This window comes from Campylobacter sp. CN_NE2, from assembly GCF_027797465.1.
GTDB lineage: Bacteria > Campylobacterota > Campylobacteria > Campylobacterales > Campylobacteraceae > Campylobacter_B.
Genome location: NZ_CP115608.1, coordinates 892,304 through 904,730, shown reverse-complemented (window position 1 = coordinate 904,730; position 12,427 = coordinate 892,304). Strand labels below are relative to the sequence as shown.

15 protein-coding genes are annotated in these 12,427 nt (G+C 36.5%); 11 read left to right on the top strand and 4 right to left on the bottom strand.

The features are described from left to right. Nucleotides 1–398 precede the first annotated feature (398 nt). Both PF028_RS04445 and PF028_RS04440 read left to right on the top strand, forming a co-directional pair. Nucleotides 399–1,148, top strand: a complete 750-nt coding sequence (locus tag PF028_RS04445; RefSeq protein ID WP_270860153.1) for an SDR family NAD(P)-dependent oxidoreductase — start codon at nt 399–401, stop codon at nt 1,146–1,148. Between the two features lie 55 nt (nt 1,149–1,203). Next, a complete protein-coding gene (locus tag PF028_RS04440) occupies nt 1,204–1,602 on the top strand; it encodes a hypothetical protein (RefSeq protein ID WP_270860152.1) in 399 nt (132 codons plus the stop codon). Nucleotides 1,603–1,863: 261 nt separating this feature from the next. Here the strand turns inward: PF028_RS04440 and nusA are convergent, their stop codons facing one another. Continuing rightward, a complete protein-coding gene (nusA, locus tag PF028_RS04435) occupies nt 1,864–2,955 on the bottom strand; it encodes a transcription termination factor NusA (RefSeq protein WP_270860151.1) in 1,092 nt (363 codons plus the stop codon). 157 nt (nt 2,956–3,112) lie between these two features. Between nusA and PF028_RS04430 the strand changes: the two genes are divergently transcribed. Genes PF028_RS04430 through PF028_RS04415 form a run of 4 tightly spaced genes read left to right on the top strand, consistent with a single transcriptional unit; the run spans nt 3,113 to nt 6,101 of the window. Beyond that, nucleotides 3,113–3,370, top strand: a complete 258-nt coding sequence (locus tag PF028_RS04430; RefSeq protein ID WP_270860150.1) for an HP0268 family nuclease — start codon at nt 3,113–3,115, stop codon at nt 3,368–3,370. Beyond that, entirely contained in the window at nt 3,367–4,662 is a 1,296-nt protein-coding gene (gene miaB, locus PF028_RS04425; RefSeq protein ID WP_270860149.1) for a tRNA (N6-isopentenyl adenosine(37)-C2)-methylthiotransferase MiaB, read from the top strand. Before PF028_RS04430 ends, miaB begins: the two co-directional genes overlap by 4 nt. Beyond that, nucleotides 4,643–5,287, top strand: coding sequence for a lysophospholipid acyltransferase family protein (locus tag PF028_RS04420; RefSeq protein ID WP_270860148.1), 645 nt, complete (start codon nt 4,643–4,645; stop codon nt 5,285–5,287). Before miaB ends, PF028_RS04420 begins: the two co-directional genes overlap by 20 nt. A gap of 52 nt (nt 5,288–5,339) precedes the next feature. Continuing rightward, complete coding sequence (locus PF028_RS04415) at nt 5,340–6,101, top strand: hypothetical protein (RefSeq protein ID WP_270860147.1); 762 nt, start codon at nt 5,340–5,342, stop codon at nt 6,099–6,101. Here PF028_RS04415 and tilS read toward each other — a convergent pair. The 3 genes from tilS to panC are packed head-to-tail and all read right to left on the bottom strand — an operon-like array spanning nt 6,088 to nt 9,220. After that, on the bottom strand, nt 6,088–7,083 hold the full coding sequence (gene tilS / locus PF028_RS04410; protein ID WP_270860146.1) for a tRNA lysidine(34) synthetase TilS: 996 nt from the start codon (nt 7,081–7,083) through the stop codon (nt 6,088–6,090). The two genes, PF028_RS04415 and tilS, sit on opposite strands and share 14 nt — an antisense overlap. 2 nt (nt 7,084–7,085) lie before the next feature. Next, on the bottom strand, nt 7,086–8,396 hold the full coding sequence (gene rimO, locus PF028_RS04405; RefSeq protein WP_270860145.1) for a 30S ribosomal protein S12 methylthiotransferase RimO: 1,311 nt from the start codon (nt 8,394–8,396) through the stop codon (nt 7,086–7,088). Between the two features lie 2 nt (nt 8,397–8,398). Next, nucleotides 8,399–9,220 carry a pantoate--beta-alanine ligase gene (gene panC, locus PF028_RS04400; protein WP_270860144.1) on the bottom strand — a complete coding sequence of 274 codons (822 nt, stop codon included), beginning with the start codon at nt 9,218–9,220 and terminating at the stop codon, nt 8,399–8,401. Between the two features lie 120 nt (nt 9,221–9,340). On the opposite strand from panC, the gene prfB reads away from it, so the two are divergent. The 5 genes from prfB to PF028_RS04375 all read left to right on the top strand — a co-directional run bounded on the left by prfB (nt 9,341) and on the right by PF028_RS04375 (nt 12,314). Next, nucleotides 9,341–10,435, top strand: a complete 1,095-nt coding sequence (gene prfB, locus PF028_RS04395) for a peptide chain release factor 2 (protein WP_270860143.1) — start codon at nt 9,341–9,343, stop codon at nt 10,433–10,435. Between the two features lie 21 nt (nt 10,436–10,456). Next, complete coding sequence (locus PF028_RS04390; RefSeq protein WP_270860142.1) at nt 10,457–10,780, top strand: type II secretion system protein; 324 nt, start codon at nt 10,457–10,459, stop codon at nt 10,778–10,780. A 10-nt stretch (nt 10,781–10,790) separates the two neighbouring features. After that, on the top strand, nt 10,791–11,246 hold the full coding sequence (locus tag PF028_RS04385; protein WP_270860141.1) for a hypothetical protein: 456 nt from the start codon (nt 10,791–10,793) through the stop codon (nt 11,244–11,246). Nucleotides 11,247–11,380: 134 nt separating this feature from the next. Further along, complete coding sequence (locus PF028_RS04380; RefSeq protein ID WP_270860140.1) at nt 11,381–11,656, top strand: hypothetical protein; 276 nt, start codon at nt 11,381–11,383, stop codon at nt 11,654–11,656. Between the two features lie 160 nt (nt 11,657–11,816). Next, on the top strand, nt 11,817–12,314 hold the full coding sequence (locus PF028_RS04375) for a hypothetical protein (protein WP_270860139.1): 498 nt from the start codon (nt 11,817–11,819) through the stop codon (nt 12,312–12,314). The last annotated feature ends 113 nt before the right edge of the window (nt 12,315–12,427 follow it).

Genomic DNA, 12,427 nt, shown 5'->3' with positions numbered 1-12,427 from the left:
GCCCAAACAAATTCCCCATACTTGACGGATTAAGGTGCAAATTTAGGCAATTCCTACGCTCATTACCGCCCATAGGTAACTTCGCTTGAAATTGCCTAAATTTGCACCTTACTACACCCACTCTGTCTTGAATATTTTATAGAAAATCAAACAAATTTAAAAAATCGTAGTTTAAATTTGAAATTGAATTCAGCCTAGCTTTTGAAATAAATTTGCTCGAATAAACGAATTTAGTCTTATTTTTCGCAAATTTGTTTCAAAATCGTCGGCATTTGTTATTAAATTTACGCATATTAAAATCATCTAAATTTTATTTTTAGAAATTTAAATTTCACTTGCGATTTATCCTAAATTTGCTAAAATTTGGCAAATTTAAAATTCATAAAAAAGGAAAAATTATGAGTAAAACAGCATTTATCACAGGGGCGACTTCCGGTTTTGGTTTGGCGAGCGCCAAAGCTTTTGCAAACGAAGGTTATAACTTAATTATTCTTGGTCGCAGAGCAGAGCGACTTGACGAGTTAGCAAAAACTATCAACAATGTTAAAATTCACAAAATCGCCGCCGATGTCAGAGATAAAAAACGCATTTTTGACGAAGTGGCAAATTTACCAGACGAGTTTAAAAATATCGAAATTTTGGTAAATAATGCAGGACTAGCTCTTGGGCAAGAAAGGGTCGAAGAGGCAAATTTGGACGATTTTGAAACGATGATAGATACAAATATCAAAGGCTTACTTTATGTTACAAAGGCGGTTTTACCGATAATGAGTGCGAAAAAAAGCGGCTATATTTTTAATATCGGCTCGGTTGCTGGAAGCTGGCCGTATCAGGGCGGAAATGTCTATGGCGGAACAAAGGCATTTGTGAAGCAGTTTAGCCTAAATTTACGAAACGACATAAAAGGAAGCAATATTCGCGTTACAAATATCGAGCCGGGTATCGCTAAAACCGAGTTTTCGCTCGTTCGTTTTAAAGGCGATAGCGCAAAGTCTGATGCGGTTTATGATGGCACAAAATATCTTACAGGCGATGATATAGCGCGAATTATCGTGGATTTATCAAAGCTTCCTGCGCATGTAAATATAAATTCGCTTGAAGTTATGGCGACAACGCAAAGCTGGGCAGGATTTGCATTTGAGAGATAAAATTTAGCCGAATTTTAGCAAATATTATTGTTTGAAAAATATTTAAAGGCAAGTTATGCAAAATAAATTTTCTTGGAGAGAAATTCTTAAAGGTGCCGTTTGTTTGCCGTTTTTTAGTGCTTTGATATATTCTGTTTTATCTACCATAAAAACGCCACAAGAGACGATTTTTGCAAAGATACTTGCTTTTATACTTACATTTCCGTTAAATCTTGGCGTTATTTTTTTATCAGTCGGTATTCAAAGCCTGATTTTATCAGCGATACTAGCAAATTTACGCAAAGATAGATTGTTGCAAATAATAATTGGATTTATTGGTATCATCATAATCCCGCTTACATACAAATGCACGAAAATGACGCAAGTTAGCGTTTTTATGGGTGGGGCTATAACGCTTTATATTTTGATTTATAGACCTGCCTTTATGGAGAAAATTTTCAGTAAAATCGGATAAAAATTTGCAAATTTTAAAAATATACAACTTAAATTTGGCAACCAAATGCCGACGATTTTTTATCAAAATCAGTGCAAATTTTGATAAATTTATGCCGACGATTTTTTATCAAAATCAGTGCAAATTTTGATAAATTTATGCCGACGATTTTTCGAGTTGTGAAGCAAATTTCGACTGAGATAAGGCTGTTTGCCTATCGAAAGAGAAATTTGTGAACACTCGGAAAAGCTAGGCTCGTTTAAACTTGCAAATTTATAAAAATCAAAGTCCGCCAAATAGGGCTTTTAAGTCTTTTAATCCCTCGCCAGATTTCTCAGCCTTATCGCTTTCGATTAATTCAATTTCATATCCAGTTAGCGTGGTAGCTAGGCGGATATTTAAGCCGTTTTTACCGATAGCTTTGCTTTTTTGGTCTGAATTTATATAAACAATCGCTTTGTTTCCGTCGATTTTAACCGAATTTGTAATCGCAGGACTCATCGCGCGAGATACGAAAATTTCAGGCTTATTTGAGTATTCGATTGCGTCGATATTTTCATCACGCAACTCTTTGCTTATAGCATTTATGCGAACGCCTTTTGTGCCCACGGTCGCTCCGACCGGATCTACGCTAGGGCTAAGGGCAGATAAAGCAATCTTTGCTCTTTGTCCTGGGATTCTAGCGCACGCTTGAACTACGACGCTTCCGTCGCGAATTTCAGGAACTTCTGAAATAAGCAAAGCTTCTAAAAATTTTGGGCTTGTGCGAGAAAGCTCCATTTTTATGCCTTGATTTTTTTCGGTATAAACTCGCCTTATAACGGCTCTAACGGTGTCGCCGACTTTAAAGCTTTCGCCTTTTATGCGATTTTTTCGTGGGATAAACGCCTTAAAATCTTCGATTTCTATAAAAGTTGTTTCTTCGTGATCGATTTTTGTAACCGTGCCGTGGATCATCGTGCCGACTTTATCTGTGTAGTTTTGCAAAATTTTCTCTTCCAAAAGTCTTTGTATGTGGTAGTTTAGCTCCCTTGAAAGCACCATAGAAGCGGTTCTGCCGAGATTTTCGATATTTATGTCATAGCTGATTTCATCGCCGATTTCTATATTTTTATCGACTTCTTTTGCTTGTTTTAGGCTCATAAATTTGGCATTATCGCTTATTCGCTCATCGTCATCGGCGACAACTTGCACTTTTTGATAAAGTTTGATTTTTTTTGTTTGCGGATCGATAACTCCATCGTATAAATACTGCTCGCCAAAAAGCTGTTTTGCAGTTTGGATAAAGGCAAGTTTTACTCGCTCTTTTACTTCTTCGATCTCTAAACCTTTTTCGTTTGCGATAGATTCGATAATATCGGTAACTTTTTCCATAAATTTTTTCCTTATTTTTAACAATACAAAATTTTGGGATTTTTAAAATTTTGAAAGTGGAAAATTATACTAAATTTACTCTTTTGTTTTGTTTAAACGAATTATTATGTAAATTTTGCTAAACTCACAAATTCTAAAATAAATTGAAAGGATTGGCATGGCAAAAAAATCATTATCGTTAAAACTTGCTAGAACAGAGCTTGGTAGCGAACCTGTGAGCATTGAGATTGATAAAATTGAAGAAGAAGTCAAAAAAAGCGGTCAAAAAATTTTCTATTTTGACAGAGATAATTCGCACAAAGATTTGATTGCTTTGGTTGAATTTTTTGAAAATAAAGGTCTAAGCGTATATCATCGCTCCGTAAAATACGGACTTGGCGAAAACGAGTATATGTATGAGGTGCATATACTTTGAGCAAACTGCTTTTTATACAAACTCTTGGCTGTGCGATGAATGTGCGTGATAGCGAGCATATCATCGCGGAGCTAAAAAAACAAGACTACGAAATCACACAAAATTTAGAAAATGCCGATCTAATTTTAATAAACACCTGTTCTGTGCGTGAAAAGCCTGTGCATAAGCTTTTTAGCGAAATCGGAGCGTTTGATAAGGTTCGCAAAAAAGGCTCTAAGATCGGAGTTTGCGGCTGCACGGCTTCGCATTTGGGAAGCGAAATTTTTAAAAAAGCGCCGTTTGTGGATTTTGTGCTGGGGGCTAGAAATGTCTCAAAAATCGGCATTGCGATAAATTCGCCAAAATTTATTAGCACCGACATCAACTACGACGAGAGCGAATACGCATTTGGCGAGTTTCGCACAAGCCCGTATAAGGCATTTGTAAATATTATGATAGGTTGCGATAAAAAATGCTCTTACTGCATAGTTCCGCAAACTAGGGGCGATGAGATTTCAATTCCTGTTCAGATTATTTTAAACGAAGCCAAAAAGGCGACACAAAATGGTGCAAAAGAGATATTTTTGCTCGGTCAAAATGTAAATAATTATGGAAAAAGATTTTCAAATTCACACGAAAAAATCGATTTTAGCGATTTGTTAAATAGGCTTAGTGAAATTTCAGGTATCCAGCGAATTCGCTTTACAAGCCCGCATCCGCTTCACATGGACGATAAATTTTTACGCACATTTGCCGAAAATCCAAAAATTTGCAAATCAATCCACATGCCTTTGCAAAGCGGTTCAACCAAAGTTTTACGCGATATGAAGCGTGGTTACACCAAAGAGTGGTATTTAGATAGAGCATTAAGACTTCGCGAACTTTGCCCAAATTTAAACATTTCTACCGATATAATCGTGGCATATCCGACTGAAAATGATGAAGATTTTAACGACACTATGGAAGTGGTTGGAAAGGTGCGATTTGAGCAAATTTTTAGCTTTAAATTTAGCCCACGACCACTAACGCCAGCTGCGAATTTGCCTTTAATTGACGATAAGATTGCTAGTAAGCGATTAACTCACTTGCAGTCTTTCCATAATGAAATTTTAGATGAAATTATGGCAGAGCAAAAGGGAAAAATTCACGAAGTTTATTTTGAAGAGTTGCGTGAAAACGGGCAGGTTGCAGGGCGAAGTTTTTCAAATTTTTTAGTTAGCGTTAATGGTAGCGAAGAACTGCTTGGCAAAACAAAAAAAGTTTTGATAGAAAAAACGCAAAGAATGGTGCTTTATGGAAGAGTTACCGATTAAAAAACGAATTTTATTTTTCGTAACCGAATACCTACTTTTAGGCGTTTTATGGCTTATTTTTTTAACTTGCAAAAAAAATTATAACGATAACAAACTTCCGCCTTATCCTTGTGAAGTGCTTTTTTGGCACAATCGTCTAGCTTTTATGTGCTTTGCGTATAAAAAATGGTGGAAGAGTGAGCGAAAAAGGGACGGTAAGGTTATCATATCAGATCACAAAGACGGCGAGATAATCACTCGCATTGTTAGCCACTTTGGTATCGGCGCAGTTCGCGGAAGTAGTTCAAAAGGCGCATTTAAGGCATTAAAAGGCGCATTTAACGAGATAAATAACGGAATTGATATTATTATCACACCGGATGGCCCACGCGGTCCGCTTCATAGCGTGGCTGACGGAGCAGTGGTAATAGCTCAAAAAAAAGATTTGGAAATTTATACGCTAACTTATGAAGCCGATCGATTTTGGGAATTTAATAGTTGGGATAAAATGCGACTTCCAAAGCCATTTTCAAGGGTAAATTTTGCAATGAGTAAGCCATTTAAAGTAACAGATATGGAACTTGAAGTAGCAAAAGAAAAAATCAAAAACGAGCTTTTTAAGGCAGAAAATGATAACAAATTTTAATAAATTCAGTTTAAATTTGTTACAATTTTGAATTATTTTTTAGGAGAAAAAAATGGGGCTTTTCTCGCCTGTAAAATCATTTCTAAGCGTGGTTTTAAAAGATAATATATGCAAATTTTATTATAGAAAATTAAGCGGTAAAAAAGTCGTTGATGAAAAAGTCGAAAAAATCGATCTAAAAACGAGCGAAGAAGAGGCTAGTGTGATTTTGGCTAAATTTGCTAATCTTGGCGAAAAAAGGCTCACAACCAGCTTTTTAATTGACAGCAAAGAGCAAAAAGCGATTTTAGGCGAAGTGGAAATCAAAGAAAATTTTGCTTATCAAGAGGTCGATAAGGGCTTCACGGTCGAACTCCCGCAAGAAATCATAGAAAAAATGGACGAAAAATTCGGCATTAAATTTGATTCGCACACCAGCCTTTTTAAGGTTTTGTATTTTTTGATGAAAAATCAGCACTTTGGCGAAACTGCAATGTTTGTGCTTAAATTTAGCGATAAAATCACCTTTATCGTTGGAAATCAAGAAAAGGTAGCTTACGCAAATATCGTTTCGATGAAAGATTATTTCGAAGTCGATCTTGGCGATGAAGATGAGATGTTTTATGAGATTTTAAAGGGCGAGATTGACAAATTTTACACAGAACATGAAAGTGACTTTATAAATAGCATTTTTATCTACAACGACGGAAGCCTTGGCAACGAGATCGGCTATGTGATTTTTAGCAGGATTTTTGTAAAAACGAGCTTGACATTTGTGGATTTTGTCGATTTTATCAATAAAATTTCCATTAAAGAAAGCGTTAGACGCAGGTAAATTCGCGCTCTTTTAAGATTTCTTGGTGGGTGTAAATATACGGACGCACGAGTGGTGGAATTCGCAAAATTCGGCACTTTTCTTTGAATTTTTTATCCATTTTTGCTTTCTCAAATGGTGCGACGAAGTAGAATTTTTCGTTTTTGCAAACGCAAATTTTGCCCGAAAGGACGCAATCTGTTTTTTGGATTTCTTTTCGTTGATTTTGGCTTAAAACTACGCCTAAAATTTTACACGCTTTATCGATTAAATTTAGGCTTTTTTGCGAATTTTCAAGCACAAAAAATTTATCTTTTTGATAGATAAATTCGCCCATTAAATTTGCTTTGTCGATTGATAAAAACTCAAAACTTTTTGCTAAATTTAAAGCGTATTTTTCTACGAATTTATCGCTAAATTCAGCCCTTACGGCGTTTCTTGCAAATTTGGTATTTTCGTTTGAAATGTCGTTAAAAAATTTGATTTTATTTTCGCTTAAAAACTCTAAAATTTGCGTTTTGCTGACATTGTAAAAAGGTCGCACGATAGCGAAATTTGTGCGATTTTCGATTTTTTCAAAGCCTAGCAGATTTGCTAGACCTGCGCCTCGTCCAAGTTGCATTAAAAACCACTCAAATTTATCGTTTAATTGGTGCGCTGTGATAAGGTTTTCGTAGCTAAATTTAGCGCAAATTTCATCAAAAAAATCGTAGCGAATTTTGCGCGCAGTATTTTCGAAATCGCCTGAATTTTCTAAATTTAGTGGAGCAGCTTTGACAAACAAATTCACACCAAATTTATCGCAAAGCTCTTTTGCAGAAATTTCTTCTAAATCGCTATTTTCGCGGGTTTTGTAATTCACAAAAGCACAATCAAATTTAACGCCCAAATTTAAAAGTGCGTAAAAAAGTGCCGTGCTATCGCTCCCATGCGAAAAGGCAAGTAGATTTTTCCTATCACGCAAAAAGTCCAAAATCTCATGGTCTATATTTAAAATTTGCATTTTTATTTAGCTTGTTTTGTAATTTTCCCTATGAGTTTTCCGCCGATGAATTCGCTAATCTCGCACTCATATAGCTGTCCGATTTGCAAATTTTCAATCTCGCTTTCGTTGATTAAAATCTCGCCGTCGATGTCTTTGTCCCATAGGGCAAGTTTTGCGCCGTAAAAAAACTCGCCCTCTGAGCTAATGCCCGTGATTTCCACGCTTTGTGTGGTGCCTACAAGCCCGGCGAAACTCGCCAAAATCGCTTTATCCACGATTTTTTCGATTTTATTTAGTCGTTTTGTGATAACGCGAGTTGGAATTTGCTCCATTTCGCAACTTGCCGTGTCTTCTTCTTTGGAGTAGGCAAAGGCTGAAATTCTATCAAATTTAAACTCGCTTAAAAACTCGCAAAGCTCGTTAAATTCGCTCTCGCTCTCGCCCGGGTGTCCGATTATCACGCCGGTTCGCAAAAACGAATTTGGCGCCAAACGCATTAAATTTAGCAAATTTAAAATCTCTTTTTTGCCGTTTCCGCGTTTCATAATTTTTAGCATTTTATCGTTTATATGTTGGATTGGCATATCGAAATAATTCACAAAAACGCTCGAATTTATGATAGTTTTAATCAAATTTTCGCTCGTCGTGGTCGGATAAAGATAAAGAATTCGCGCAAATTTTACGCCGTCAATCTTTTCGATGCGATTTATAAGCGCGATTAGCCCGTCTTTTTCGCCCCTATCTCGCCCATAAGAGCTCGTATCTTGCGCTATAAAGCTAAAATCATAAAAGCCACGAGCCACAAGCTCTCGCACTTCGGCTTCTATGTCATCTAAACTGCGACTTTTCAAACGCCCTTTGAAGCTTGGAATCGCACAAAAACTGCATTTTTGGTTGCACCCTTCGGCGATTTTAATGTAAGCGTGAAAATTTGAGCCAGTAATTACCCTTTTTTGCGTGGTTTGCAAGTAAGTATTGGGCGAAAATAGATTTTGTTTTTTTAAAATCATCTCATCTATTTTATCGTAGTCGCCGACACCGCTGAAAATATCGACTTCGGGAAGCTCACGCATAAGCTCGTCTTTGTAGCGCTCCATCAAACAGCCAGTTACAACCAAAACGCCGTTTTTTTTCTTAAATTCTGCGAGTTCTAGGATTGTGCGGATACTTTCTTGCTTCGCAGAAGCGATAAATCCGCAGGTATTTACTATCATGACATCGGCGTTTTTAGGCTCTTGAACGATTTCGTAGTTTTGCAACCTACCTAGCATAATCTCGCTGTCGACGAGATTTTTATTACAACCAAGGCTTACTAAATAAAGTTTTGGCATTTTTACAACCAAATATTATCGATTAGGCGTGTTTTGCCGACATAAGCAGCGATTAGGATTATCGAATTTGAAAGTTCGATTTGCGAAATTTCGTTAAATTCGCGATCGACAAAGGCGATATAATCGACTTTTAAAGGCTCTAAAATGTTTAACATTTGCGGTTTTATCGATTTGACATCGAATTCGCTATCTTTTACTAGATTACTAGCTTTTAAAAGTGCGCGTGAAATTTTCAACGCCATTAGTTTTTCTTCTTCGTCTAAATAAACATTTCGTGAGCTAAGAGCCAAGCCGTCGCTTTCTCTAACGATTTCGCAAGGCTCGATATGAATATCTAAAAACATTGATTTAACCATATTTTTAACGATTATTAGCTGTTGAGCGTCTTTTTTGCCCATATAAACATTTTTTGGGCGAACGATATTAAAAAATTTATTTAGCACGGTTAAAACGCCGTCAAAATGCCCTGGTCGCGTGGCACCTTCTAAAATGGTCGAAAGCTCTAACGGAGCTACGACTTTTGGCTCGATACTTGTATAAATTTCATCTGCTTTTGGGATAAACATCGCATCAACGCCCAAGCTTTCGCAAATTTTAATGTCGGCTTCTTCGTTTTTTGGATATTTTTCAAAATCTTCGTTTGGCAAAAATTGCGTAGGATTTACAAAAGTTGAGACAAAAACGGCTTCGTTTTCTTCTCTACATTTTTTAATCAAACTCGCATGTCCTTCGTGCAACGCTCCCATAGTCGGCACAAAGCCAACGCGCGAATTTAAAGAGTTTCTATAAACTTTAAGATCTTTTATACTTCTAAAAATTTGCATGATTTTTCTCTCGCTTTGAAATTTTTTGAACTAAATTATAACTCAAAATTTCTGAATTTTAAATTTTCAAGTTTATTATAAAGGTTAAAATGCTATAATTTCGCCAAAAGGGGATAGATTTTGGATAATTACGAATACACCGAACTTTTAAAAGATTTAAAAAATAAGATTAACAATATAGCCTTGATTATCAAGCCTGATGAGATTATTTCGCGTTTAGATGAGATTGCGAAAATCGAAAGTGATCCTAGTTTTTGGGGCGATGTCAAAAAAGCTACTCAAATCGGCAAAGAAAAGACGAAAATTTCATCGATTTTAGACAAATTTAAAAAAGCAAAAGGCGAACTTGACGACGCTAGTGAAATTTACGATCTTGCAAATGAAGAAAATGACGAAGCTACGATAAACGATCTTTTTGATACTGCGCCGAATTTGCAAGAATATATCACAAACCTTGAACTTGCGATGATGTTAAACGGCGATGATGATAACAAAAATGCTATTATTACAATTCACCCAGGAGCCGGTGGCACTGAGAGCAATGACTGGGCGAGTATGCTTTATCGTATGTATTTGCGTTTTTGCGAAAGAGAAGGCTTTAAGGTCGAAGTTTTGGATTTCCAAGAGGGTGAAGAAGCTGGTCTAAAAGATGTCAGTTTTATCGTCAAAGGTGAAAATGCTTACGGATATTTAAAAGCCGAAAACGGCGTTCATCGCTTGGTGCGAACAAGTCCGTTTGATAGTGCAGGTAGAAGACACACAAGCTTTTCAAGCGTAGTTGTAAGCCCTGAGCTAAATGATGATATAGAGATAAGCGTAGAAGAAAAAGATCTTCGCATAGATGTTTATAGAGCTAGTGGCGCAGGTGGTCAGCATGTAAATAAAACAGAAAGTGCCGTTCGTATCACGCATATACCAACAGGCATTGTCGTGCAGTGTCAAAACGATAGAAATCAGCATAAAAACAAAGAAACGGCGATGAAAGTGCTAAAATCAAGGCTTTATGAGTTAGAGCTTGAAAAACAGAGACAAGCCGATGAAAATGCACCAAAAAGCGAGATCGGCTGGGGTCATCAAATCCGCTCTTATGTGCTTTTTCCGTATCAGCAAGTAAAGGATTTGCGTAGCAATATCGCATATTCGCAAACGGACGCCATACTAGATGGCGATATTAAAAAAATAATTGAAGGTGTTTTGATTTCACAACAAAAATAAACTTTTATGAAAGGATAAGATATGAGTGAAGATGGAATTCTAATCGCACTTGGTTACAGCGTAAATGACGCCACTACGGCACAACTTAGAGGGATACTCTCAAAATGTGATTTTAACACAACGGAGTTAGATCATATAGTTACGCTAAATGACAAACTAAAAATTTACGGAGCGTATATAGCAATGTCAAATTCAAATCCGTATTTTAAAATCAAAAACGAAGCTGCTACCGAAGAGAAAAGAGAAGCGGTTAGAGATATGATTTTTGGCTGGTCTGATAAATACAAACTTCGCCTTGAAAAGGTAAGCGGAAAAGAAACTTACTATATAAGTGGCAGATTTTAAGGAATTTAAGATGAAAAAATTTATTTTAGCATTAAGCGTGTGTGCGTTTTTTGTGGGTTGTTCTGGCACTAGCGGGGGACCTGCTCCGACTGTTACGCAAACTTCAACTACAAGCATGGATAATAGAACATTTGATAGTATCCAAGCAGGAGTTAATGAACAAAGCAATATAGAAGGTAAAGCTGTCGTAAGCGATGCTTGTAAAAGCGGAAATGTTTCTATGTGTCGAAGCTTTGCAGATTCTATGTATTCAAAAGGCGATTTTGCTTCTGCGATTAATGCTTATAATATCAACTGCGCCCTAGCGCAAGATATTCCGTCATGTGTGCGTATGGCATATATGTTTGAAAAAGGCGAAGGTGTAGCAAAAAATATCAACAACGCAATTGATATTTTTATGAGAGCATGTTATGGTGGTCATGCGCAAAGCTGCAAAGAAATGCGACGACTAGGATATAAAGGCTAAATTTAAACGATAAATTTGCAAATTCTGCACTAAATTTTGCAGAATTTGCATTTTTTTTGTTTTATTATGAATTTATATAAATTTTTAAGCTTTCAAAGACTAAAATTTCATAAAATTTTTATAAGGACATAGAGATGAAAACTGGAATTTTAGGACTATCTATTGGTTGTGTGCTTTTGCTAGGTTTTGGCGGTTGTGCTCTAAATCAAACTAATGAGCCACCTAAAAAACAAGAAGTGATTATCGAAAAAGAACCACCTAAAAAAGTTGTAAAAGCCACAAAGAAAAAACAAGCTAAACAAACTATAAAAGTAGGGCAAGATAAGGCTACGGTTCAAGCCGAGCCTACGCAAAATACCCAAAAAACAGATACAAATGAGTCGTATAAATATACGATAATCTTAGATTAATTAAATTAGTAAATTTGGCACCAAAAAGTGCCAAATTTACGCTTTTTGCCATAGAATTTATCTTTTTCTTAAAATTTATTTCAAATTTATTAAAAAACTCATCACAAAAATTTAACGCCGTGCGAATAAAATTCTCGTAACTTTTCATAAAGGATTGACAATGAAAACTAGAATTTTGCAGATTGCTACACTTTGTGTTGTCGGACTTGGTTTTAGCGGTTGCGTTGTATCACATGGCACCCATGCGCATGTAAGTGGCGGAATTTATGCGACAAGCGGGGATTATTACGAAGATCGCTACTACCGCGTTCCAAGAGAACGAGTGGTTGTTGTCCCGCAGCAAAAAGTGGTCGTAGTGCCACAAAAAAGAGTTGTACTCGCTCCACAAAAAAGGGTTGTCGTAGCGCATCGTCCTGCTGTTCGCCCTGTTGCTAGGGTAGTGCCAAAACACGGCATAGAAGTTCCGCCACGCCGCGATATGAAACCACACCATAGCTTTGTAAGAAAAGATGGCAAAATTCCGCCACGAGCAAAAGATAGAGCATTTTCGTCACACCAAGTGAAAAATCAAAAAGTAGCACCGCCAAAACCGCATGGTGAGCGCGAAACCACAAAAAGATATGCAAAAAATTTGCCACCACGACCACAACACAGATAAGATTAATTCGGTAAATTTAGTCTAAATTTACCGAATTTAACCATTAAATTTAGCAAATTTAGGCTCATAGCTAATTTACCACTTCCAAAAGCTCCAAGCAGTTAAATATTGCT